The sequence below is a fragment of the Staphylococcus sp. HMSC062A01 genome (genome assembly GCF_001836805.1).
GTDB lineage: Bacteria > Bacillota > Bacilli > Staphylococcales > Staphylococcaceae > Staphylococcus > Staphylococcus haemolyticus.
The window spans coordinates 1-23,676 of the sequence record NZ_KV830609.1 but is presented as its reverse complement, the minus strand read 5'-3'; the positions used below and the strand labels follow the sequence as shown (position 1 = coordinate 23,676).

Genomic DNA, 23,676 nt, shown 5'->3' with positions numbered 1-23,676 from the left:
AATACGACTTTGAAATCAACCTTTTCGGCTTTTCAATATATAGTATCCTTTATTCTTGTTAACAACTTCGACATTATTGAAAATTTCTTCCATTTTCTTTTTAGCAGAAGGCATACCTTGTTTCTTTTGAATCACAACGTACAACTCACCTTGTGAATTTAACTGTTGATATGCTTCTTCAAAAATACGATGAACAACTTCTTTGCCTGCTCTAATGGGAGGATTGGTTAGTACATAATCAAAATGACTATCCTTTAGTTGTGATAAACCATCACTTTCTTTGATAATGACGTTATCAATTTGATTTGCTTTTTTATTCTTTTCAGCAAGATTTAACGCACGATGATTCACATCAACCATAGTAATTTGATGATGTGGCGAAACTTTTGCAATCATTAATCCTATCGGACCATACCCGCATCCGACATCAGCAATCGTCTTACTTGGTCCAGGAGGATGCTCGTTTAAAAATGTTTGTACTAACGTATCTGATCCAAAATCTACTTGTGCTTTTGAGAACACACCTGCATCTGTAGTTAAATTTAATTGATGGGAATGATAATGATATTGAATGACTCTTTCATCACTTTGTACATTTGGATTTTCATCATAATAGTGTCCCATAACGTCACCTCTTTTTTCATTGTTCATCTTTATTTTACTAGAAAATGAAGTAAAAACCCCGTTATCGTGATAACGGGGTTTTAATTTCTCAAAGACTTCGGGTTAGTTCTGATAATGCATTATTAATACATTAAAAACACATAACCTTCGATATTAAGTTAAGATACTAGAATTATTTTAATTCTACAGTAGCTCCAACTTCTTCTAATTGTTCTTTAAGTTTTTCAGCTTCTTCTTTAGCAACGCCTTCTTTGATTACTTTAGGAGCGTTATCTACTAATTCTTTAGCATCTTTTAAGCCTAAGCCAGTTGCTTCTTTAACTGCTTTAACAACTTTGATTTTTGAAGATCCAGCTGAAGTTAACTCAACATCAAATTCAGTTTTTTCTGCTGCTGCGTCTCCGCCACCAGCTGCACCAGCTGCTGCTACAGGAGCTGCTGCTGTTACACCAAATTCTTCTTCAATTGCTTTTACTAAATCGTTTAATTCTAATACTGACATTTCTTTAATTGCTTCAATGATTTGTTCTTGATTAGCCATTTTATATTTCCTCCAATTATTTTAATTTTTTATGCGCAATTATTCAGCGCTTTCTTCTTTTTGTTCTCCAACAGCTTTAACCGCATAAGCGAAGTTGCGTACTGGAGCTTGTAATACTGATAAAAGCATAGAAACAAGACCATCGTGTGAAGGTAATGAACCAACAGTTTTAACTTCTTCTGCTGAAATAACGCTACCTTCCATAATGCCTGTTTTGATTTCTAAAGCTTCATGTTCTTTAGCAAATCCTGCGATAACTTTCGCTGGTGCTACTACATCTTCAGTTGAAGTTGCAACAGCTGTAGGACCTGTTAAGAATTCATCTAAGCCTTCGATACCTGCTTGTTCAGCTGCACGACGAACCATAGTGTTTTTGTAAACTTTGTACTCAACACCAGCTTCACGTAATTGTGAACGTAGTTCAGTTACTTCTGCAACTGTTAAGCCACGGTAGTCAACGATAACAGTTGAAACTGAATTTTTAAGTTGTTCAGCAATAACATCAACTTGTTGTTTTTTAGCTTCGATAATAGCAGACATTCAGACACCTCCATTTTTATTTTTGGTGCTTTTTAAATTTCTCAATAAAAAAAGCACTTTCTACCCACGGCAAAAAGCGCTTGAAAGATCATTTTTATGATCACACGTTCAAGTCAATTTTAGCCTCGGCAGGATAATTTTTAAGTTATACTATAACTCCTACTGTCTTAGGTAAAATAATCACAATAAATAATATAACCTCATTATTGTAATATGTCAATCACTTTTCCAATTTTTTCTATAAATGAGATAAAGTTATTACTTCTCTATCGACTAATTATTTCTTCGTCATCATATATGAAGACATAGACTTCAATATGTTCGGAATAAATAAATTCCATTTATAGATTACATCATGTTCACACAAAAGTTATTTCTGTATATACATAACAATAACCTGTGACATTCGAAAGTCACAGGTTCTATAATCAAATAAGTTTACACTTAATTATAATTTGAATGATGAAGTATCAATTTTAACTCCAGGACCCATTGTTGTGGTTACAGCAACAGATTTGAAGTAAGTACCTTTAGCAGATGATGGTTTAGCTTTAGCTAATACATCTTGTAAAGTTTTGAAGTTTTCAACTAATTTTTCATCGCTGAATGAAACTTTACCGATTGAAGCATGTACAATACCTGCTTTTTCAGCACGGTATTCAACTTTACCAGCTTTGATTTCTTCAACAGCTTTTTTAACGTCCATAGTTACTGTACCAGTTTTAGGGTTTGGCATTAAACCTTTAGGTCCTAATACACGACCTAATTTACCTACTTCGCCCATCATGTCTGGTGTAGCTACTACTACGTCAAAGTCGAACCAACCTTGTTGGATTTTTTGTACGTATTCAGATTCACCTACGTAATCTGCGCCTGCTTCTTCTGCTTCAGTGATTTTGTCACCTTTAGCAAATACTAATACACGTTGTGATTTACCAGTTCCGTTTGGTAATACTACTGCACCACGGATTTGTTGGTCATTTTTACGTGTATCAATTCCTAAACGGAAAGCAACTTCAACTGATGCGTCAAAATTAGCAATGCTTGTTTCTTTAGCTAAGCTGATTGCTTCTTCAACACTATAATGTTTAGTACGATCAACTTTATTAGCTGCTTCTTGATACTTTTTACCTTTTTTAGCCATTTATTGTTCCTCCTTTAGTGGTTTTAGCGGAATTTCCTCCCACGCTTACTTGTGCCTAACACAAGTTAAGAGCAGATAACAGATGAATGTCTAATGTTTGAGTAATCTTAAGAAAGATTACTAGTCACCCAGACTAATCATAGACAATATTGTCGTTGTCATTTCTGTTACCTGCTATCGTCTATCAGTTTATTTCAAAATTAAACTAACTTTATATTCATTAATTATTGTACAGTGATACCCATACTACGAGCAGTACCTTCGATAATACGCATAGCTGCTTCTTCGTCTGCAGCGTTTAAGTCTTGCATTTTAGTTTGAGCAATTTCACGTACTTGATCTTTAGTTACTGTAGCAACTTTAGTTTTGTTAGGTTCACCAGAACCTTTTTCTACGCCAGCCGCTTTTTTAAGTAGTACTGGAGCCGGTGGAGTTTTAGTAATGAATGTAAATGAACGATCTTCATAAACACTGATTTCTACCGGAATGATTAAACCTGCTTGTTCTTGTGTACGTGCGTTGAATTCTTTACAGAATCCCATGATGTTCACACCTGCTTGACCTAATGCTGGACCAACTGGTGGTGCTGGGTTCGCTTTACCTGCAGGAATTTGTAATTTAACTACTTTTTCTACTTTTTTAGCCACGATGTGCACCTCCTTGATATCGTGATGTGGTCACAGGGCTCAGTTTTGCCCTCCCACTCATAAACATTTCGTGACGAAATGAGCGCTATAAAAACGCGACCACATTATTTTAACACTGAACCAACTTAAAAAGCAATAGTAAAATTTCATCTTTTTTGTTGTTCAATGTTTTTAAAATTTAATTGATTATAATTTTTCTATTTGATCAAATTCAACTTCAACTGGTGTTTCTCTTCCAAACATATCAACTAATACTGTTAATTTAAATTTATCAGGTTCGATTTCTTGAACTTCTCCAACTTGATTAGCGAACGGTCCAAATTTAATACGAACTTGTTCTCCGACATCTAATTCTACATCGATTGTTTTTTCTTTAAGTCCCATTTGTTTTAAAATGAATCGCATTTCTTCAGGTAATAATGGGTTTGGTTTAGAACCAGCTCCAGCTGAACCAACGAATCCTGTAACACCAGGTGTGTTACGTACTACATACCAAGATTCATCAGTCATCACTAGTTCTACAAGTACATAACCAGGGAACGTTTTTTTAAGTTGCTTTTTAGCTTTACCATCTTTAACTTGTGTTTCTTCCTCTTCAGGTATGACAACTCTAAAAATCTGTTCTGTCATATTCATTGATTCTACTCTTTTTTCTAAATTCTTCTTAACTTTATTCTCATATCCAGAATACGTATGCACAGCATACCAACGCTTTGCGCCAACCTCTTCAGACATGTTGTCACTCCTTATTCTTATCTAAATAGTTCAATTAAATTCCCAATACCTATATCTAATACCCAGAAAAAGACCATAAAGAAGATTACTGTAGAAACTACAATTACAGTATATTTAAAAAGTTCTTCTTTTGTTGGCCAACTCGTTTTTTCCATTTCACTTTTAACGCCTTGGAAGAAACTGTCTTTTTCTTTGTTTGTGCCCTTATCTTTAGCCATCAAAATTACCTCCATACTCACAGTTAGTTAACCGTTAACTTTAATAGCAATACTTTCACTATTATTTAGACTCTTTATGAATCGTATGTGCATTACATCTCGAACAATATTTTTTTATTTCTAGTCTCGTTGCAGAAGTTTCTTTTTTCGGTACGTTATAATTTCTAGTACCACAAACCTCACAAATTAAAGGTACTTTTTTCAAATCAGTTCACCTTTGCTCATTTTAATACCAGTATACTATACATAAACCTAACATTAAATGTCAAACAAGCGCCGTTATGTATGAGTTGATACAACTTAATAAAGACGCCTCAATAAATAGTACTTCATTTTCATTTTACAACGTTGAATACTATTGTAAACCACTTTATCTTTAATACCTAGCTGTTTTGCAATTTCATTAGGCGAATAATCAGACATTAGTAATTCAGCTACGCTTCGCTCGAATCGACTTAATACTGTTAAACTACTCGCTAGCAATTCTCGCTTCTCTTTTATCATACAGATATCTTCAATATGTTTACTTGATTGATTCAATTTGTAGTCAATAACATAGTCATTAATGATGCTTTCGTGCTTATCAGTCTCAATATATTTTCTTCTCCAAAAATCATTTCGCATTGATCGTACGATACAATTCAAATAGTGTTCGAAGGGAACATCTGTACTAAAATCAAATGTATGAAGTGCTAAATAAGTCCTGATTAAAATTTCTTGTACTAAATCTTCAATATCTTCATTTTTCATTCCATAACTTTTAAATTTTATAAAAAGTTTAGGTTGTATGTGGTTTACTATATCTATAAATAATCTCTCTTGTTCGTGACTACTACGACTATTTTGGAATGCTTTAAAGATCTTCTCTAGTTGTATAAATTGATGCGCCATAAACCTTACCTTTCAAATTAAGTTAGGCAAAGTTTATATGAAGTCGTTTTCAAAAGACAAGTGGACGATTTTAATCTTTGTTATGATTCCCACGTCTAATCTTTTCAAATTCTGCTAATACATCATTTGATAACGAAATGCGAGTTCTCGGTTTACTTTCTGTGAAATCATCTAATGACTTACTCACTGTGATTTCATTTTCTCTTAAATCACGCCACATCTCTCTCGAAGATACACGATATGCGCCAGCACCAAATATTGCATGTTGCTCGCTCATATCACTGGTTACAACGGTAATATGTGTCGTGTGCTTGTTATATAAATTATAAACATAACGTTCTATATAGCTATCCGCAGTCTCCTTTTCTTTTGTAAATACTGTTTTTACACCATGATAAATGTATTCTCTTTCTATACCTGATTGTTCATACGCATCAAACACACATACAATTTCATCAGCTACAACAGCATTATAGTTTGCTATAGCATCTAATAATTGCTCTCGTGCTTCTTGCAAATTATCTTTTGCAATTTTACCGAGTTCAGGTGACTGTCCAATCATATTGTAGCCATCAATTATCAAATATTTATCTTTCATGCGTTATCTCCGATTTGATGACGTTTACGATATACTTCATACATCATTAAACTAGCAGCTACCGATGCATTGAGGCTATTAACATGTCCAACCATAGGTATTTTAATGTAAAAATCACATTTATCTTTCACTAATCTACTCATGCCTTGTCCTTCACTACCGATAACGATAGCTAATGGCATATCCGCCGCCATTTCTCTATAGTCTGTTGCATTATCCGCTTCAGCACCTGCTACCCAGTAGCCATGTTCTTTTAATTCGTTAATTGTTTTTGCTAAATTCGTAACACGCATAACTGGAACATGTTGTATCGCACCTGTTGATGCTTTAGCAACTGTTTGCGTTAATGCTACTGAACGTCTTTTAGGAATAATAACACCATCAACACCGCTAGCATCTGCCGTTCTCAATATAGAGCCTAAGTTATGCGGATCTTCAAGGCCATCTAAAATCACTACAGTTGATAAACCTTCTTTATCCTTTTGAGATTGAATAAATTGATCGAAATCAGCATATTCATATGGTGCAATAAGCGCAGCAACACCTTGATGAGGTGCATTTGCTAAATTATCTAATTTGGATTTTGGAACTGTTTGAACAATCAATTTTTGCTCTTTAGCATTTTGTAAAATATCATTGATTTGTTGCTTTCTGATTCCCTCTTGTATCCAAATTTTATTAATTGTATGGCCAGAAACAATCGCTTCTTTAACAGCATGCCTACCGACAATAACGATATCTTCCACTGTTTTCACTACCTTTCATTGACTGTTTGAACAATCATATCAAGTAAATTTTCCAATCTTTCTTCTTGATGATCTAAATATAAATATCCAATGACTGCTTCTAAACCAGAACTTTTACGATAAGTTTGAATATCCGTATTTTTAGCCTTAGTGTGACTTTTAGCATTACGACCTCTTTTAACAATATCTAATTCTTCATCCGTGAACCAACCCATTTCAAATAATGTTTCTAAAGTTTGCGCCTGACTTTTCGCAGACACATAACTTTTCGAAACTTGATGCAATCGATTAGGCTTACTTTGTAATTTAAGAACGATATATTCTCGCACGTGCTGGTCCAACACTGCGTCACCCATGTAGGCTAGTGTTAACGGGTTTAACAATTTAATATCCATATTATCCACGTTTAAAGCGTACACCTTGTGGCGTATCCTCTAATATAATATTTTGTTCTTTAAGCATATCTCTTATTTCATCTGCACGTGCAAAGTCTTTATTTTTACGCGCTTCATTACGTTCTTCGATGAGCTTTTCAATATCTTCATCAAGTAACATATCTGATTTATTACCTTTTAGTGGAACTCCAAGTACATCACTAAATATCTGATAAGCTTCTTTGAATCGAGAAATGACTTGAGTAGATGTATTGTTCTCTAAAACATATTTATTCGCAAGTTTAGATAAATCGTACCAAGCCGTAACAGCATTAGCAGTATTGAAATCATCATCCATTACTGTCTCAAATTGCTCTAAAATAGCATCGATTTGTTCGATATATTTAGATTGGTCAACGATGTCTGTCGCGATTGTTTCACGTTCTTCTATCAATTGATAGCTATTACGAATGCGTTCTAAACCACTCTTAGCTGCATTAACAAGTTCTAGATTATAGTTAATAGGACTTCTATAATGTACGCTAATCATGAAGAATCGCAGTACGTCAGGATCTACTTCTTTTATGATGTCATGAACTAGTATAAAGTTACCTAACGATTTACTCATTTTCTCGTTATCTATATTTATAAAACCATTATGCATCCAGTAATTAGCAAATGGGGCATGATTATGCGCTTCTGATTGCGCAATTTCGTTTTCGTGATGAGGGAATTGTAAGTCAGAACCACCAGCATGAATATCAATTGTTTTGCCTAGTTCATGAAACGCCATTACTGAACATTCAATATGCCAACCTGGACGCCCTTCACCAAAAGGACTTTCCCAACTAATTTCACCTGGTTTTGCTTTTTTCCATAAAGTAAAGTCTAACGCATCTTCTTTATGTTCCCCAGCTTCTATTCTTGCTCCTACCTTTAAATCATCTAATGACTGATGGCTTAATTTACCGTAACCTTCAAATTTGCGTGTTCTAAAGTAGACATCGCCGTCACTCTCATAAGCGTAACCTTCATCAACTAGCTCTTTAATAAAATCAATAATCTCATCCATATGATTCATTACACGTGGATTCGAAGTCGCTTTCTTAACGTTTAATGCACCAACATCTTCATAAAATGCTTTAATGTATCTATCTGCAATATCCGGTACACTCTCATTCAATTCCTTAGAACGGTTTATTAATTTATCGTCTACATCTGTGAAGTTTGAAACATAAATCACTTCGTATCCTTTATATTCAAAATATCTACGTACAACATCATAATTTATGGCAGGACGTGCATTACCAATGTGAATATAATTGTATACTGTCGGACCACAGACATACATTTTCACCTTACCTGGTTCGATAGGTTCAAATGTCTCTTTTTGACGCGTTAATGTATTATATAATGTAATCATCTTTAATCTCTCCGTTCTTCGCTTTTTCAAGTTGTTTTTCTAGTTGCTTAATTTGTTCATATAAAGGGTCGGGTAAATTACGGTGATCAAATGTTTTACCGATACGTTTACCCTCTTGTTTAACAATATGTCCAGGAATACCGACTACAGTCGTGTAACTTGGAACTGATTGTAATACCACTGAATTCGCACCAATATTCACATTTGAATCAATTTGAATATTACCTAACACTTTTGACCCAGCTGCGATTAATACATTATCGCCAATATCAGGGTGACGTTTTCCTTTTTCTTTGCCCGTACCCCCCAGTGTTACACCTTGATAAATAGTCACATTATCACCAATTGTACAAGTCTCACCAATTACTACACCCATACCATGGTCTATAAATAAGCGTTTGCCAATTTTCGCGCCTGGATGTATTTCAATACCTGTAAAGAAACGTGATACTTGAGATATAATTCTCGCCAATACGTAGCGTTTCTTATTATATAGTTTGTGTGCAATAAGGTGACTCCAAACTGCATGTAATCCAGCATATGTTGTAATAACCTCAAATGTTGTACGAGCTGCTGGGTCTTGTTCGAATACCATTTTCACATCGTCTCTCATTCTTTTTATCAAGACTGTCGCCCCCCCTCAGTTTTTTAAAAAGTTTAAAAATTTCCAAATTTAATAACAAAATACTTAAATACACTCTAAATAAAATAATTAGCGCCCCTAACACTTAAGATGCTAGAGGCGCTATTGCACGGTTCCACTCTGTATTCTAGATAAATGCAAGCTAGTATATCTATATAACTATAGATTACTAGATTCACTTTATCATACTCATTTACTATATTTAGTTGATTATACAAAGGTGCATTCAACATCGTCTATGGCGTACTCACAGCAACCGTACACTCTCTGAAATCATAGTCCAATATTTACTAATCCTTCGCCTTTAAATACTCATACCAAAATGGCTTCGCCATCTTTAACATTATCATATTTGCTTTAATGTGAAATTTCAAGTGTTAGATAAGTTAAATTAGCATCTCATTCGTGCAACTTGCCTGATGTCCTTTACACGAATTTTTTCAATCGTAAAAGTACTTTATCTTTACCTAATACTTCAATTGTATTAGGTAATTCAGGACCATGCATTTGACCAGTTACGGCAACACGAATAGGCATGAATAATTGTTTACCTTTAATACCTGTTTCCTTTTGTACTTCTTTAATTGTTTTCTTAATGTCAGCCGCTTCAAATGGTTCTAAAGCTTCTAATTTACCATATAAATGTGTCATCAATTCAGGAACTTGTTCTCCATTAATGACTTCTTGTTCTTCTTCTCCTAATTCAGGCATTTCATGGAAGAACATTTCAGATAAAGGTACAATTTCGCCAGCATAGCTCATTTCTTTTTGATATAGTGCCACTAATTTGCGACCCCATTCTTTATCATCTTCACTTGGAGATTCTGGGATTAAATTAGCTTTAATAAGATGAGGCAATGCAAGTTCAAATACTGTGTCAGTATCTTTTGTTTTCATATATTGGTTATTAACCCATGCTAATTTTTGTCTATCGAACATCGCTGGTGATTTAGAGAGGCGTTTTTCATCAAAGATCTTAATAAATTCTTCTTTAGAAAAGATTTCTTCCTCTCCTTCTGGAGACCAACCTAATAATGTAATAAAGTTAAATAACGCTTCTGGCAAGTAACCTAAATCACGGTATTGCTCAATAAATTGTAAAATTTGGCCATCACGTTTACTTAATTTTTTACGTTCTTCATTAACAATTAGCGACATATGACCAAAGCGTGGCGCTTCCCAACCAAATGCTTCATAAATCATAAGTTGTTTTGGTGTGTTAGAAACGTGATCGTCACCACGAATAACATCGGAAATTTCCATGTAATGATCATCGATAGCTACAGCAAAGTTATAGGTAGGGATGCCATCTTTTTTAACGATAACCCAGTCACCTATATTGTTTGAATCGAATGAAATTTCACCTTTAACCATATCATTAAACGTATACGTTTGATCTTGAGGCACACGGAATCTAATTGATGGGCGACGACCTTCAGCTTCAAATTGTTGACGTTCTTCTTCAGTTAAATGTGCATGTTGACCACCGTAACGAGGCATTTCACCACGTGCGATTTGATCTTCACGTTCTTTTTCAAGCTCTTCTTCAGTCATGTAACATTTGTACGCTTTATCTTCGTCCAATAATTGTTGAATAAGTGGATTATAGATATCACCACGTTCTGATTGGCGATAAGGTCCATAACCTTTGTCTTTATCGATTGATTCGTCCCAATCTAATCCTAACCATTTTAAGTTATCAAATTGAGATGACTCACCATCTTCAAGATTACGTTTACTATCCGTATCTTCAATACGCACTACGAAATCACCATCATAATGTTTAGCAAATAAATAATTAAATAATGCAGTTCTTGCATTACCAATGTGTAAATATCCCGTTGGACTTGGTGCATATCTCACTCTAATGCGTTCACTCATCGTATTCACTCCTATAAATATTAGTTATGTTTTAACTTCGAATTTATACGCTTTATCTAATACAGGCTACAAACTTTACACTCTAACCGAGTCGTTCTACGCCAGTAAGAAACATCTTCAAACCATTAGAAAAAAGCTATTCTAAACTATCATTTTAGACATGTTCCCGAATAACTTTCCACTTTACATTAACCTTAGATAAAAGTTCGCATTTCTTCATTATTGTAGCACTAAATCAACACTTTGATAAGTCACTTGTTTGCGCTATAGATTATCATTAATTCATAAATATACTTTATGTAAATAGGTTCCATGCTTCGCTTCTTGAAAAGAGTGCCCTCCACATTTAGCGTTTCACATGAAACCTAATCACTTACAATAATTTAATTTTTTTATAATTGAACATATCTTCTTAATCTCTAAGTTTAAAGAACATATTTATCATTACTCTGAATCGTCTATTTTTTTAGCGAAAATAATACGTCCTGATGATGTTTGTAATAAACTGATGACTTCTAAATCTACATATTTACCTACAAGTGATTTCGCATTGTCAACGACTACCATTGTGCCGTCATCTAAATAGCCTACACCTTGACCAGGCTCTTTACCCATTTTAGTCAATAGAATATTAATGCGGTCACCTTGATGAACATTCGGTTTAATTGCTTCAGATAAGTCGTTTACATTTAAAGCTTTAATTCCTTGAACGTGACATACTTTATTTAAATTAAAATCGGTAGTAATCACATGCGCATGATAAGTCTGTGCTAACTTTACCAATAGTTCATCAATATCACTGTGAGACTTTTGTGGATGTATCACGCGTGTAGGATACTCTAAGTCATACAATTCATTTAATATATCTAAACCGCGTTGTCCTTTTTCACGTTTCACACTATCATTCGCATCAGCTACAACTTGAAGTTCATTAATAACACCTTGCGGGATAAGGATTTCACCATCTATAAAACCACAACGAATGACATCTAAAATACGTCCATCGATAATTGCACTTGTATCTAAAAGTTTAGGTACAGCACTAATATTACTTTTAGACATAGAGCGTGCCATATTTTCCGGCAAGAACATTAACATTTCGTCACGCTTTTTCAAACCAAATTGGAAACCTAAATAACATAGCAATAATGTAATAATAAGTGGTACTAGATGATTTAATATCGTGTTTCCAATCATTTCTAGAATAAACGAAGCCATAACTGATATAAATAATCCAATGATAAGTCCAAGTGTTGCAAATAAAATTTCAACAGCACTACGTTGCATAATCCAATGCTCAATGGCTTTAAAAGTTTTCGTAACTTTATTAATAAAGAAGCCAAAAATCAAGAAAAATACTACTATTCCAATTAAGCCATCAATATAATAGTTATGTAAAAATGGGTAACCATCAATATTAAAATCCTTGAGTATTTCAGGTATTAACAAAATACCAAGTGCGGCACCTAGAATAATATATATGATGATTACAATTCCTTTTAATACTTTCATAAGTCTCACCTCTTTTTCACTTTATTTACGATTTGAATGCATATTTTAGTGCATCATGTACTGTAGACACTCCTACTACTTTAATGTCCTCAGGAAATTGCCATCCACCGATATTTGTCTGTGGAATAATAACACGTTCAAAGCCTAATTTAGCTGCTTCTTGAACACGTTGTTCAATTCGAGAAACACGTCTCACTTCACCGGTCAAACCTACTTCTCCAATATAACAATCAAGCCCATCTACTGCTTTATCTTTAAAACTTGAAGCTGTTGCTACTATAACACTTAAATCAACTGCCGGCTCTGTCAATCGAACGCCACCAGCTACTTTAATATATGCATCTTGTTGTTGTAATAAATAGTTTTCTTTTTTCTCTAATACAGCCATTAATAAACTCAAACGATTATGATCTATACCTGTTGCCATACGTCTAGGGTTATTAAATGTTGTAGGCGTCACTAATGCCTGAACTTCTATTAATAGAGGTCGTGTACCTTCCATAGTTGCTACAATCGTTGATCCCGGCACATTGGTAGAACGTTCCTCTAAGAACATTTCAGAAGGATTATGAACGCCTTTTAACCCGCTTTGTTTCATCTCAAAAATGCCCATTTCATTAGTAGAACCAAAACGGTTCTTAACCGCTCTCAAGATACGATAAGCATGATGCTCATCTCCCTCAAAGTACAGTACAGTATCAACCATATGTTCTAATAGACGCGGTCCTGCAATTTGACCTTCTTTTGTAACATGTCCGACGATAAATGTTGCAATATTCATTTGTTTAGCAATATTCATTAAACTCTGTGTACTTTCTCTAACTTGAGACACAGAACCAGGTGCCGAACTAATTTCAGGATGATATATTGTTTGAATGGAATCCACAACTAAAATATCAGGTTGTGCTTGTTGAACTGTTTGATGTATTACCTCTAAATCTGTTTCTGCTAACACATTTAAATTACTCGAATCTTCATCTAGTCGATCGGCACGTAATTTAGTTTGATTTAGTGATTCTTCACCTGTAATATACAGTACATTTAATTTTTGTGACAATGATGCACAAATTTGCAGTAATAACGTTGATTTACCGATACCAGGATCTCCACCTATTAACACTAAAGAGCCACTTACAATGCCACCACCTAAAACGCGGTTGAACTCTTTTGATTCTGTCTGAACTCTCGGTGTCACTTCATTCTTGATATCATTTAATTTCTGGACTTTTGCGCTAGACGTTGATGTCTTTACGCCGTGTTTAGGATTTGAAGCTTTTTCAACAATTTCCTCCATTTGATTCCATGACCCACAATTAGGACACTTTCCCATCCATTTTGGAGATTGATAGCCGCAAGCCATACACTCAAAAATTACTTTCTTTTTGGCCAAAATTGCACCCCCGATTTTTCTTTGAACAAATCTATTTTATATGTAACGTTGCACAATGACAAATGTAAACTTAAGCAAATTAGTATAAATTTGATTCTATTTATTTTAGTGATAATTAATACTTATAATGATTAAAATTGATTCATTGAAATCAAAAAATTAAAGCTGAGACATTCGAATACGATATGTCTCAGCTTATATTTAACATTAATTTTATAGTATTATGCTTCAGTTTCAGTTGCTTCGTTGCCTTCATCTGAAATACCATTATTTTTTTCATTGATATTATATTTAAATTCATCACCATCATGGTCGATGACAACTTCTTTACCTTCAATTTGGTTACCGTCTAAAATTAATTCACTCAAGTTATCTTCAACTGTTTTTTGAATAGCTCTGATTAATGGACGGGCACCGTATTCTGGATCATAGCCTTCTTCAGCAATTTTTTCTTTTGCTTTATTAGTTACAACAATATTAATATCTTGCTCAGATAGTCGTTGTGTTAGTTTATTAACCATCATTGTAACGATTTCTTTCAATTCATCTTTAGAAAGTTTGTGGAATACGATGATGTCGTCAACACGGTTTAAGAACTCTGGACGGAATGAATTTTTCAATTCTTTCATCATTGTCTTGCGAATTGTTTCATAGTCATGACCTTCAGAACTACCACCGAAACCAGCAAAGCGTTGATCTTGTAATTCTTGTGCACCGACATTTGAAGTCATGATAATCACTGTATTTCGGAAATCAACTTGACGTCCTTTTGTATCAGTTAAATGACCATCGTCTAGAACTTGCAATAGAATATTAAATACATCTGGATGCGCCTTTTCGATTTCATCAAATAAGATAACTGAGTATGGTTTACGTCTTACTTTCTCAGTTAATTGACCACCTTCATCATGACCTACATAGCCTGGAGGCGCTCCAACTAAACGACTCACAGCATGTTTTTCCATAAACTCACTCATATCAACGCGAATCATTGCATCTTCTTCACCAAACATTGATTCTGCTAATGCTCTAGCTAATTCTGTTTTACCTACACCTGTTGGACCTAAGAAGATAAAACTACCGATTGGACGTTTAGGATCTTTCAATCCTGCACGAGCACGGCGTACCGCTTTACTAATAGAAGTTACAGCATCATTTTGGCCTATAACTCTATCATGTAACGTTTGTTCAAGATTTAATAATCGATCTGATTCAGTTTCATTAATTTTTGTAAGCGGGATACCTGTCCAACCTGCAATGACTTCACCAATATCTTCTTTTGATAGAGAAGTGGATTGATCGCCTTGAGTTGTTTTCCACTCATTTTTGGCATCTTCATATTGTTTTTCAAGTTTAGTTTGTTTATCACGTAAATTAGCAGCATTTTCGAATTCTTGAGCATGAACTGCTGCGTCTTTTTCATTTTTTACTTTTTCAATTTCTTGCTCAATTTCTTTCAAGTTGTTAGGTGTTGTATGACTTTTCAGTCTTACTTTTGAACTTGCTTCATCAATTAAATCAATCGCTTTATCGGGTAAGAAACGATCTGATACATAACGATCACTTAATTTAGCAGCCGCTTCAAGTGCTTCATCTGAAATATTGATGCGGTGATGCGCTTCATAACGATCACGTAATCCCTTTAAAATTGCAATTGTGTCTTCAACTGTTGGTTCATCAACTTGAATAGGTTGGAAACGACGTTCTAACGCTGCATCTTTCTCGATGTTTTTACGATATTCATCTAATGTTGTCGCACCGATACATTGTAATTCACCACGTGCTAATGCTGGTTTTAATATGTTTGACGCATCGATTGCGCCTTCAGCTCCACCAGCACCAACTAATGTGTGTAATTCATCAATGAATAAGATTACGTTACCAGCTTGATGAATTTCTTCCATTACCTTTTTCAAACGTTCTTCAAATTCACCACGATATTTAGTACCAGCTACAACTGTTCCCATATCAAGTGACATCACGCGTTTACCTTTAAGTGTCTCAGGTACTTCATTATTAACAATAGCTTGAGCAAGTCCTTCTGCAATTGCAGTTTTACCTACACCGGGTTCACCAATTAGTACAGGATTGTTTTTAGTACGACGACTTAACACTTCAATTACACGAGTAATTTCTTTATCTCTACCAACAACTGGATCTAACGTTCCATCTTTGGCAATGACAGTTAAATCACGTGCTAATCCATCTAATGTAGGGGTATTATTTGATTTATTTGCTGTAGCATTTTTATTGCTCATTTCAGGACTACCTAGTGCTTTGACGACTTGTGCACGCGCTTTTGTAATATTTAAATCAAGATTAGCAAATACGCGAGCAGCTACGCCTTCATTTTCACGAATTAAACCTAATAATATGTGTTCTGTACCTACAAAGTTATGGTGTAACTTTCTTGCTTCATCCATTGAAAGTTCAATTACTTTCTTAGCTCTTGGTGTATAATGCAATGTTCCTGTTTGATCTTGTCCGTGACCGATTAATTTTTCGACTTCTTCAATCACTTTATCTTCGGTAATATTAAAGCTTTCTAATACTTTAGCAGCAATACCTTCTGGTTCTTTCATTAAACCTAATAACAAATGTTCTGTACCTATATTAGAATGATTTAAACGTATCGCTTCTTCTTGTGCGTGTGCTAGGACACGTTGTGCACGTTCAGTTAATCTACCAAATAGCATATATTTTTGTACCTCCTATTGAGTATATTCTCTTAATATATTTGCTCTCTTTTCATTTACAGAGATTGTTTCATCTTCATCGTTATAGATAAACGCTGATTGAATACTTACCATTAGTTCATTAAATTTAAAATCACTCAATGTTAAATACCCTAAATCGATACCTAATTTCACTTCACTTAAACGATAAGAAGCTTCTTCCATTGAAATGATTCGACTATTTTGTAAAATACCCAATGACCGATAAATACGGTCTAGCGTTTCTAATTCATTGTATTGAGTTAAACGTTCACGAATTTGCATTTCTTCATTTATGATTTGTTGAACAACTTCAGTTAAATTATCTATGATTTCATCTTCAGTCTTACCAAGTGTTAATTGATTTGAGATTTGATAAATATGGCCATACACTTGCGAGCCTTCTCCATATATACCTCGAATTGTAAAACCGAAACGATTAATTGTCTGTGCAATACGATTCATACGTTTCATAATGGATAATCCTGGCAAGTGTAACATCACACTTGCTCGCATACCTGTACCAATATTTGTTGGACACGTAGTTAAATATCCTAAATGTTCATCATAACTAATGTCTAATGATTGATCTAAAGTATCATCAATCTCACTAGCTTTGTTATATAAGTCGTGTAAAGATAAATCGGTGCCCATTGCTTGTATGCGTATATGATCTTCTTCATTAATCATAATACTTATTGATTCATCTTTATTCAATAACACTGCTGATGCGGGTTGTTTAATCAGTTCAGGACTAATTAAATGTTTTGCAACAAGTTTCATTTTGTTTTGTTGATCCATTGTATCCAAACGCATTAAATCTAAATCAGGCAATACATCTTGTACTTCATTTATAACTCTGAACCCATCTTGTTCTGATGGAAACATGAGTGGGTGAACGTGATTTTCTAAATTTCTAGCCAATCGAACTCTTGATGACATAACAATTGGAGATTCTTCAGTTTCCTTCATCCATTCACTGATATGTGCATTCATATCACTCATTGCGTTCCACCCCGCTCTCGTCTTTCAATGCTTTTATTTCGTCTCTAACGATAGCAGCCTCTTCAAAGTTTTGTTCATCTATTAGTACATTGAGATATTTTGTTTTTTCCTCAATTTGTTTCTTGATGGCAAGTTTCTTATGAGACGAACGAGGCGTTTTACCTACGTGTTCAAATTGTCCACCTTGAACGCGTCTTACTATATCTACGATGTCATCTTTGAAAGTGGCATAACAATTTGCACACCCGAATTTCCCTACATGCGCAATATCTTTTAATGTCATCTTACACGTTGGACATCGCTTCTCTTCTTGAAAAGCTACTTCATGGAAATTAATACCATGTTTCGTTGCCAAATGTTGCAATATTTGTTTGACGACAAATGCTTCTTCAATATCGTCTTGAAACTGAGAATGCGGGGATGGCGTTTCATTTTGTTGCCAAGGGTTTTCACCTTGAGCACATATAGAACATACCCATTTCTCAGAAGTGCCTTCTTTACTTTTTACTGTAAGTTTAACCTCTGCTTCATTTAAATGGCAGTTTTCGCAAAGCACACATAGACACCTCGCTTTTCTATTAATAAAAACTAATGATTGGTAACAAACGTTTTAAAATATTCGCTCTAATAATATCTCGAGCAACAACATCCATTTTCAAAGTCTCTCGATCAACTATAACTTGAATCATTCTTGCTTCTCTTTCACTAATGAGACCTTTATCTAGCAAACCATCTAAAATATAGTAAGCTTGTTGCTGGGAAATGGATGGCCCAATGATTTGCAACAGATGATTAATATACCCCGTTGCATCTTTATTTTCAATTTTGGTGATTCGGATATAACCTCCACCACCTCGTTTACTTTCTATTTCATAACCATGTTCGTTTGTGAATCTAGTTTTAATGACATAATTTAATTGAGAAGGTACACAGTCGAACCGTTGAGCAATATTTGCTCGTTGAATTTCTACCACGTCTTCATTACTTTCTTCGAATAACTTTTTAATGTATTGTTCTATGATGTCAGACATGTTGTGCATGATTTACCACCTCTTTTGACCTTCTTTGACTATATTATATGAGCATCTTTGACCTTTTTCAACCAATTTGTTTTTTAATTTTCTAAAATTATTGATGTTACATGTAAGAATTTATTGTATTATATTAGTTAAGTAAATTTAAAGGAGTAGAATTATGCATATTCTTATTGGGATTATAGGGATAATTTTCTTTTTGGCACTTGCATTTTTGTTTAGCTCTGACAGAAAAAATATCCGCTGGCAATATGTTGGTATTTTATTAGTTATCCAACTTGTGTTCGCGTTTATTTTATTGAAAACGACAGCAGGTATTACAGTTATTGGGGGCATTTCGGAAGGATTTAACTACTTATTACAAAAAGCTGCAGAAGGGGTTAACTTCGTGTTTGGCGGATTTAAGTTCGTAGATCCTAAAAACCCACCATTCTTCTTCAGTGTGTTACTACCAATTGTATTTATTTCAGCATTAATTGGTATCTTACAATATACTCGAATCTTACCATGGATTATTAATGTTTTAGGATTCTTAATTTCTAAAATTAATGGTATGGGACGTTTAGAATCATACAATGCAGTTGCTGCTGCAATCTTAGGTCAATCTGAAGTATTCATTTCATTGAAACAACAGTTACCTTACATACCTAAACAACGTTTGTACACATTAACAGCTTCAGCAATGTCTACAGTATCAGCGTCAATTATTGGTGCATACTTCACATTGATTGAACCTAAATATGTTGTTACAGCTGTTGTTTTAAACTTATTTGGTGGTTTCATTATTGCTTCAATCATTAACCCTTATAAAGTTAATGAAGAAGACGATAAACTATTAGTAGACGAAAGCGAAACTAAAAAACAGTCATTCTTCGAAATGTTAGGAGAATACATTTTAGATGGTTTCAAAGTTGCAGTAATCGTAGGCGCAATGTTAATTGGTTATATTGCAATCATCGCATTATTAAACGGTTTAGTAAGTGGTGCATTTAGCTTAGTATCAGGTGGCGCAATTAAATGGGACTTCCAAACATTAATCGGATTTGTCTTTGCACCATTAGCATTCTTAGCTGGTGTACCTTGGGAAGACGCTGTTAAATCAGGTTCCGTTATGGCAACTAAATTATTATCTAATGAATTTGTTGCAATGCAATCATTAGGTAACTTAAAAGATATATCTGAACATACAAAAGGTGTAACGTCTGTATTCTTAGTATCATTCGCAAACTTCAGTTCAATCGGTATTATCTCAGGTGCCATTAAATCACTTAACTCTGAAAAAGGTGATGTCGTAGCGCGCTTTGGACTTAAGTTATTATTTGGTGCAACATTAGTATCATTCATTTCAGCTGCAATTGCTGGTTTCTTTATCTAATATCGAAATTAAATAACCTAGAACTTCCAATTTATAAAGAAGTTCTAGGTTATTTTTTTGCAAATTGAAGACTTTTAAAACGTCCCTAAAATTGCCATTATTCATTTATTTAACCATATGATCAATAAAGTATTGCGTTACTCTGTAATCATCTGTTAATTCCGGATGGAATGATACGCCCAAATATTTGCCTTGCTTTACTGCTACAATCTTATCGCCAACTGTGCTTAATATTTCTACGCCCTCTTCAACACTAGCGATATGAGGTGCTCTAATAAATACACCTTCAATGTCTTCAGCAATACCTTTAATATCTAACTCTGCTTCAAAACTATCTACTTGTCGTCCAAATGAATTACGTTCAACAGTTATGTCTAATTTCTTCAAATAGCCAGTTTCACCTTCGACATCTTTCGCTAGTACGATAAGACCTGCACATGTGCCAAACATTGGTAAATACGATTGTTGTAATTTTTCTTTAAATCCATATAAATCCATTAATCTTCGCAATGTAGTAGATTCGCCACCTGGAAGAATTAACCCATCTATCTCATCTAATTGTTCAACCTTTTTAACTGCAATACCTTCGTGACCACTAAGTTCAATATGACGGATGTGTTCACGTACGGCACCTTGCAATGCTAATACACCAATCTTCATATATTACCAACCACGCTCTTGCATACGTTCTTCTAATGAGATTTGATTAATATCTAAACCTTTCATTGCTGTGCCTAATTCTGAAGCTAATTTGCCAATAAGCTCATAATCTTGGTAATGCGTTGTAGCTTGAACAATTGCTTTAGCAAATTTCTCAGGATCTTCAGATTTGAAAATACCTGAACCAACAAATACACCATCAGCACCTAATTCCATCATTAAAGCAGCATCTTGAGGTGTAGCAACACCACCAGCTGCAAAGTTAACTACTGGTAAACGTCCGTGATCTTTGATTTGTTTTAAAACTTCATAAGGCGCACCAAGTTCTTTTGCATAAGTCATAATTTCATCGTCATTCATCACAACTAAGCGACTAACTTCTGAATTAACTTTTCTCATATGTCTAACTGCTTCTACAATGTTACCAGTACCAGGTTCACCTTTAGTACGTAACATTGCAGCACCTTCACCAATACGACGCGCAGCTTCACCTAAGTTACGACAACCACATACAAAAGGAACCGTGAATTGATCTTTTCTTAAATGATATTCTTCATCAGCAGGTGTTAACACTTCTGATTCATCAATATAATCTACGCCCATAGCTTCCAACACACGTGCTTCAGTAATATGACCAATACGTGCTTTCGCCATAACTGGAATTGATACAGCATTCATTACTTCTTCAACAATTTTAGGATTAGCGCTACGTGCTACCCCACCAACTGCTCTGATGTCAGATGGTACACGTTCTAAAGCCATAACCGCAACTGCGCCAGCTTCTTCTGCAATTTTAGCTTGTTCTGCATTAACAACGTCCATAATAACGCCGCCTTTTTGCATCTCAGCCATTCCTCGTTTAACTCGATCTGATCCTACGATTTTTGACATAAAATTAACCCCTTTTCCAATTTGATTAAATTCATTTTAAGTTATAAACTGATATTTAAAAAGGTACAATTTATTTATAAAATTAGGGGTCAGTTATTAAAATGAAAAAGCAAAAATTATATATATCACTTTATGAACAATTAAAAAACCAAATTATAGAAGGTCAATACCAAGCACAAGACAAATTTCCATCGAAACGCCAGTTAAGTGAACATTTATCTCTTAGTCATACAACGATTGAACACGCCTATCAACTCCTACTTGATGAAGGTTTTATATACTCTAAACCACGTTCTGGCTATTATGTTTCCGATATTCAGTCATTACCTGTCATCAATATTAATAATCAATTTATAGAAACCGAACCTAAGACACCTGAGAGTAAACAATACAAGTATGCTTTTAATTTAGCTGAAATTGATGCAGAATACTTCCCCCTCAACCTTTTCCGAAAGTATGCAAAAGAAGCCTTTGAAGATAATGAATTAGCACTTTTAGAAAAAGGTGATATCCAAGGAGAATTAAATTTACGTCAACAAATTGCCCATTATCTATTTAATAGTAGAGGGGTTTCGTGCCATCCCAATCAAATCGTCATTGGATCTTCTACAGAGCAGCTGTTAAACATGATTACAGATTTACTTAAAACATCATCTTTTATAATAGAAAAACCAAGTTATCCGCCCATAAAACATGTTTTAGATAAAAACAAGCATGATTATATACAGGCAACAGTTGAAAAAGATGGAATTAATATGATTGACATCATAAATTCTAATAACGATATTGTTTATATAACACCGTCACATCAGTTTCCTACAGGATATGTCATGAATTTAAAGAAACGAACACAGTTAATTAAATGGGCACATCAACAAAATAGCCGATATATAATTGAGGACGATTATGATTCAGAATTTAGATATTACGGTAAACCTATTCCAGCTTTACAAAGTTTAGATAAAAATGACAAAGTGATTTATATTAGTACATTTTCAAAGTCACTTTACCCGAGTTGCCGTATTGCTTATATTGTTTTACCTCAAAAATTATTACAATCTTATCTGTCAATGCCTTATAAAGAAAGCAACACAGTACCTGTGCATATCCAACAAATTATTGCTAACTTCATGTCATCTGGAAGTTTTGAGCGTCATTTAAATAAAATGAGAAAGATTTATAGAGAGAAACTAAATTATATATTAGAACGTTTGAAGCCACATGAAGATCAATTAAAAATCGAAGGTGCTTTAACAGGAATGCATTTTACTATAACTGTTGACAATGGACTTACAATGTCTCAATGCCTCCACAATGCTGAGAAACTGAAATTAAAATTGAACGTTTACAATTATGCGGAAGAAAATGAACTACTTCCAAAATTTATTATTGGATTTGGTGGTATTCCGAATCATAAACTTAAAGAGCACACCGACGTTTTAATAAAATCATTAACTGTATAGTAAAAAAAGCACGTCCATAAGTTAAAAACTTGTCGACGTGCCATCGTTTATATTAAGTAATAATTAGACATTAATAGTTTCTTAATACAGTTCAAGTGCTTTCTTCCAATTATAAGAAATCAATATGGCTACACTCATCACCAATAGTATAATCACAAGTTCAGATGCCATATAACCTTGTGACAGATGGACAGTAAATAAAGCTCCAAGCATAATTATGATAAAGCCGGCAGCTACATAATTAGCAAATAAACCAATGATCATTAAAATGCCTCCGATGAATTCAAATAATCCTAAAATAACACCGAAGAAGGCAGGGAAACCTAAATCAGACATCATTGCCATTGGCTCTTTAAAGCCACCAAATACTTTTTGAGCACCATGTATTGTAAATGTAATACCTAACCTAAGTCTTATTAATAATAAACCAATATTCTTAATTCATCGACTTCAAATGCTTGCTCTTCGTAAAGCTATAACACTTTGATTTGTTGATATCTTATTAAACCTTCGGTTTTGTTTTGGTGCATAAAAAAAAGAGACCTTTCGGTCTCGATATCGGCCCATCGCATCCATACAATTTGCCTGGCAATGTCCTACTCTAGCGGAACGTAAATCCAACTACCA

26 protein-coding genes and 1 other annotated feature are annotated in these 23,676 nt (G+C 34.2%); of the genes, 2 read left to right on the top strand and 24 right to left on the bottom strand.

All coding sequences use genetic code 11. The features are described 5' to 3' along the window. Positions 1-15: 15 nt before the first annotated feature. The 21 genes from HMPREF2715_RS03460 to HMPREF2715_RS03365 all read right to left on the bottom strand — a co-directional run bounded on the left by HMPREF2715_RS03460 (position 16) and on the right by HMPREF2715_RS03365 (position 18,666). Positions 16-624, bottom strand: coding sequence for a class I SAM-dependent methyltransferase (locus HMPREF2715_RS03460; protein WP_070581358.1), 609 nt, complete (start codon positions 622-624; stop codon positions 16-18). 172 nt (positions 625-796) lie between these two features. Beyond that, on the bottom strand, positions 797-1,165 hold the full coding sequence (gene rplL, locus HMPREF2715_RS03455) for a 50S ribosomal protein L7/L12 (RefSeq protein ID WP_011276720.1): 369 nt from the start codon (positions 1,163-1,165) through the stop codon (positions 797-799). Positions 1,166-1,204: 39 nt separating this feature from the next. Continuing rightward, complete coding sequence (gene rplJ, locus HMPREF2715_RS03450; RefSeq protein ID WP_070839413.1) at positions 1,205-1,705, bottom strand: 50S ribosomal protein L10; 501 nt, start codon at positions 1,703-1,705, stop codon at positions 1,205-1,207. 38 nt (positions 1,706-1,743) lie between these two features. After that, positions 1,744-1,895 (bottom strand) — a sequence feature (ribosomal protein L10 leader region). A gap of 258 nt (positions 1,896-2,153) precedes the next feature. After that, on the bottom strand, positions 2,154-2,849 hold the full coding sequence (gene rplA / locus HMPREF2715_RS03445; protein WP_011276724.1) for a 50S ribosomal protein L1: 696 nt from the start codon (positions 2,847-2,849) through the stop codon (positions 2,154-2,156). Positions 2,850-3,073: 224 nt separating this feature from the next. Next, complete coding sequence (rplK, locus tag HMPREF2715_RS03440) at positions 3,074-3,496, bottom strand: 50S ribosomal protein L11 (RefSeq protein ID WP_001832298.1); 423 nt, start codon at positions 3,494-3,496, stop codon at positions 3,074-3,076. A 186-nt stretch (positions 3,497-3,682) separates the two neighbouring features. Beyond that, positions 3,683-4,231, bottom strand: a complete 549-nt coding sequence (gene nusG / locus HMPREF2715_RS03435) for a transcription termination/antitermination protein NusG (RefSeq protein WP_053025238.1) — start codon at positions 4,229-4,231, stop codon at positions 3,683-3,685. A 17-nt stretch (positions 4,232-4,248) separates the two neighbouring features. Continuing rightward, a complete protein-coding gene (gene secE, locus HMPREF2715_RS03430; RefSeq protein ID WP_011276726.1) occupies positions 4,249-4,449 on the bottom strand; it encodes a preprotein translocase subunit SecE in 201 nt (66 codons plus the stop codon). Positions 4,450-4,510: 61 nt separating this feature from the next. Then, the gene (gene rpmG / locus HMPREF2715_RS11620) at positions 4,511-4,654 is read right to left on the bottom strand and encodes a 50S ribosomal protein L33 (RefSeq protein ID WP_016931334.1); all 144 of its coding nucleotides are present in this window, start codon (positions 4,652-4,654) and stop codon (positions 4,511-4,513) included. Positions 4,655-4,749: 95 nt separating this feature from the next. Beyond that, positions 4,750-5,340 (bottom strand): sigma-70 family RNA polymerase sigma factor, encoded by a 591-nt coding sequence (locus HMPREF2715_RS03425; protein WP_070839411.1) that lies wholly within the window; start codon positions 5,338-5,340, stop codon positions 4,750-4,752. A gap of 70 nt (positions 5,341-5,410) precedes the next feature. After that, positions 5,411-5,938 carry an NYN domain-containing protein gene (locus HMPREF2715_RS03420; RefSeq protein ID WP_011276728.1) on the bottom strand — a complete coding sequence of 176 codons (528 nt, stop codon included), beginning with the start codon at positions 5,936-5,938 and terminating at the stop codon, positions 5,411-5,413. Beyond that, positions 5,935-6,684: a 23S rRNA (guanosine(2251)-2'-O)-methyltransferase RlmB gene (gene rlmB / locus HMPREF2715_RS03415; RefSeq protein WP_070839409.1), complete on the bottom strand. Its 750-nt coding sequence runs from the start codon at positions 6,682-6,684 to the stop codon at positions 5,935-5,937. The genes HMPREF2715_RS03420 and rlmB overlap by 4 nt, the downstream gene beginning before the upstream one ends. An 8-nt stretch (positions 6,685-6,692) precedes the next feature. Next, a complete protein-coding gene (locus HMPREF2715_RS03410; protein ID WP_029376688.1) occupies positions 6,693-7,079 on the bottom strand; it encodes a Mini-ribonuclease 3 in 387 nt (128 codons plus the stop codon). A 1-nt stretch (position 7,080) separates the two neighbouring features. Further along, positions 7,081-8,481, bottom strand: coding sequence for a cysteine--tRNA ligase (gene cysS / locus HMPREF2715_RS03405; protein ID WP_070839407.1), 1,401 nt, complete (start codon positions 8,479-8,481; stop codon positions 7,081-7,083). After that, positions 8,465-9,094: a serine O-acetyltransferase gene (cysE, locus tag HMPREF2715_RS03400; protein ID WP_172458793.1), complete on the bottom strand. Its 630-nt coding sequence runs from the start codon at positions 9,092-9,094 to the stop codon at positions 8,465-8,467. The genes cysS and cysE overlap by 17 nt, the downstream gene beginning before the upstream one ends. Before the next feature lie 456 nt (positions 9,095-9,550). After that, positions 9,551-11,005, bottom strand: coding sequence for a glutamate--tRNA ligase (gene gltX, locus HMPREF2715_RS03395; protein WP_070839404.1), 1,455 nt, complete (start codon positions 11,003-11,005; stop codon positions 9,551-9,553). Positions 11,006-11,449: 444 nt separating this feature from the next. Next, on the bottom strand, positions 11,450-12,517 hold the full coding sequence (locus tag HMPREF2715_RS03390) for a PIN/TRAM domain-containing protein (RefSeq protein WP_053025233.1): 1,068 nt from the start codon (positions 12,515-12,517) through the stop codon (positions 11,450-11,452). 25 nt (positions 12,518-12,542) lie between these two features. Next, positions 12,543-13,907 carry a DNA repair protein RadA gene (gene radA, locus HMPREF2715_RS03385; protein ID WP_070839402.1) on the bottom strand — a complete coding sequence of 455 codons (1,365 nt, stop codon included), beginning with the start codon at positions 13,905-13,907 and terminating at the stop codon, positions 12,543-12,545. Between the two features lie 221 nt (positions 13,908-14,128). After that, on the bottom strand, positions 14,129-16,603 hold the full coding sequence (locus tag HMPREF2715_RS03380; RefSeq protein ID WP_070839399.1) for an ATP-dependent Clp protease ATP-binding subunit: 2,475 nt from the start codon (positions 16,601-16,603) through the stop codon (positions 14,129-14,131). Between the two features lie 15 nt (positions 16,604-16,618). Continuing rightward, positions 16,619-17,626, bottom strand: coding sequence for a protein arginine kinase (locus HMPREF2715_RS03375; RefSeq protein WP_037552094.1), 1,008 nt, complete (start codon positions 17,624-17,626; stop codon positions 16,619-16,621). Further along, on the bottom strand, positions 17,619-18,182 hold the full coding sequence (locus tag HMPREF2715_RS03370; RefSeq protein ID WP_011276738.1) for a UvrB/UvrC motif-containing protein: 564 nt from the start codon (positions 18,180-18,182) through the stop codon (positions 17,619-17,621). The genes HMPREF2715_RS03375 and HMPREF2715_RS03370 overlap by 8 nt, the downstream gene beginning before the upstream one ends. Before the next feature lie 22 nt (positions 18,183-18,204). After that, positions 18,205-18,666: a CtsR family transcriptional regulator gene (locus tag HMPREF2715_RS03365; protein ID WP_070443018.1), complete on the bottom strand. Its 462-nt coding sequence runs from the start codon at positions 18,664-18,666 to the stop codon at positions 18,205-18,207. Between the two features lie 154 nt (positions 18,667-18,820). On the opposite strand from HMPREF2715_RS03365, the gene HMPREF2715_RS03360 reads away from it, so the two are divergent. Then, positions 18,821-20,035, top strand: coding sequence for a NupC/NupG family nucleoside CNT transporter (locus HMPREF2715_RS03360; RefSeq protein WP_037552096.1), 1,215 nt, complete (start codon positions 18,821-18,823; stop codon positions 20,033-20,035). A gap of 105 nt (positions 20,036-20,140) precedes the next feature. Here HMPREF2715_RS03360 and pdxT read toward each other — a convergent pair whose 3' ends face one another. Beyond that, a complete protein-coding gene (pdxT, locus tag HMPREF2715_RS03355; RefSeq protein ID WP_070839396.1) occupies positions 20,141-20,695 on the bottom strand; it encodes a pyridoxal 5'-phosphate synthase glutaminase subunit PdxT in 555 nt (184 codons plus the stop codon). A 3-nt stretch (positions 20,696-20,698) separates the two neighbouring features. After that, positions 20,699-21,586, bottom strand: a complete 888-nt coding sequence (gene pdxS, locus HMPREF2715_RS03350) for a pyridoxal 5'-phosphate synthase lyase subunit PdxS (RefSeq protein WP_070443019.1) — start codon at positions 21,584-21,586, stop codon at positions 20,699-20,701. Between the two features lie 101 nt (positions 21,587-21,687). Between pdxS and HMPREF2715_RS03345 the strand changes: the two genes are divergently transcribed. Continuing rightward, a complete protein-coding gene (locus HMPREF2715_RS03345; protein WP_037552098.1) occupies positions 21,688-23,049 on the top strand; it encodes a MocR-like pyridoxine biosynthesis transcription factor PdxR in 1,362 nt (453 codons plus the stop codon). Between the two features lie 81 nt (positions 23,050-23,130). On the opposite strand, the gene HMPREF2715_RS03340 is transcribed toward HMPREF2715_RS03345, so the two are convergent. Beyond that, the gene (locus tag HMPREF2715_RS03340) at positions 23,131-23,481 is read right to left on the bottom strand and encodes a DoxX family protein (RefSeq protein ID WP_070581350.1); all 351 of its coding nucleotides are present in this window, start codon (positions 23,479-23,481) and stop codon (positions 23,131-23,133) included. Positions 23,482-23,676: the final 195 nt, after the last annotated feature.

Bases quoted from the DNA above. Each gene is read 5' to 3' on its own strand.
- HMPREF2715_RS03460 (WP_070581358.1), bottom strand. From the start codon at position 624: ATGGGACACTATTATGATGAAAATCCAAATGTACAAAGTGATGAAAGA.
- rplL (WP_011276720.1), bottom strand. From the start codon at position 1,165: ATGGCTAATCAAGAACAAATCATTGAAGCAATTAAAGAAATGTCAGTA.
- rplJ (WP_070839413.1), bottom strand. From the start codon at position 1,705: ATGTCTGCTATTATCGAAGCTAAAAAACAACAAGTTGATGTTATTGCT.
- rplA (WP_011276724.1), bottom strand. From the start codon at position 2,849: ATGGCTAAAAAAGGTAAAAAGTATCAAGAAGCAGCTAATAAAGTTGAT.
- nusG (WP_053025238.1), bottom strand. From the start codon at position 4,231: ATGTCTGAAGAGGTTGGCGCAAAGCGTTGGTATGCTGTGCATACGTAT.
- secE (WP_011276726.1), bottom strand. From the start codon at position 4,449: ATGGCTAAAGATAAGGGCACAAACAAAGAAAAAGACAGTTTCTTCCAA.
- HMPREF2715_RS03425 (WP_070839411.1), bottom strand. From the start codon at position 5,340: ATGGCGCATCAATTTATACAACTAGAGAAGATCTTTAAAGCATTCCAA.
- HMPREF2715_RS03420 (WP_011276728.1), bottom strand. From the start codon at position 5,938: ATGAAAGATAAATATTTGATAATTGATGGCTACAATATGATTGGACAG.
- HMPREF2715_RS03410 (WP_029376688.1), bottom strand. From the start codon at position 7,079: ATGGATATTAAATTGTTAAACCCGTTAACACTAGCCTACATGGGTGAC.
- cysS (WP_070839407.1), bottom strand. From the start codon at position 8,481: ATGATTACATTATATAATACATTAACGCGTCAAAAAGAGACATTTGAA.
- cysE (WP_172458793.1), bottom strand. From the start codon at position 9,094: ATGAGAGACGATGTGAAAATGGTATTCGAACAAGACCCAGCAGCTCGT.
- gltX (WP_070839404.1), bottom strand. From the start codon at position 11,005: ATGAGTGAACGCATTAGAGTGAGATATGCACCAAGTCCAACGGGATAT.
- HMPREF2715_RS03390 (WP_053025233.1), bottom strand. From the start codon at position 12,517: ATGAAAGTATTAAAAGGAATTGTAATCATCATATATATTATTCTAGGT.
- HMPREF2715_RS03380 (WP_070839399.1), bottom strand. From the start codon at position 16,603: ATGCTATTTGGTAGATTAACTGAACGTGCACAACGTGTCCTAGCACAC.
- HMPREF2715_RS03375 (WP_037552094.1), bottom strand. From the start codon at position 17,626: ATGAGTGATATGAATGCACATATCAGTGAATGGATGAAGGAAACTGAA.
- HMPREF2715_RS03365 (WP_070443018.1), bottom strand. From the start codon at position 18,666: ATGCACAACATGTCTGACATCATAGAACAATACATTAAAAAGTTATTC.
- HMPREF2715_RS03360 (WP_037552096.1), top strand. From the start codon at position 18,821: ATGCATATTCTTATTGGGATTATAGGGATAATTTTCTTTTTGGCACTT.
- pdxT (WP_070839396.1), bottom strand. From the start codon at position 20,695: ATGAAGATTGGTGTATTAGCATTGCAAGGTGCCGTACGTGAACACATC.
- pdxS (WP_070443019.1), bottom strand. From the start codon at position 21,586: ATGTCAAAAATCGTAGGATCAGATCGAGTTAAACGAGGAATGGCTGAG.
- HMPREF2715_RS03345 (WP_037552098.1), top strand. From the start codon at position 21,688: ATGAAAAAGCAAAAATTATATATATCACTTTATGAACAATTAAAAAAC.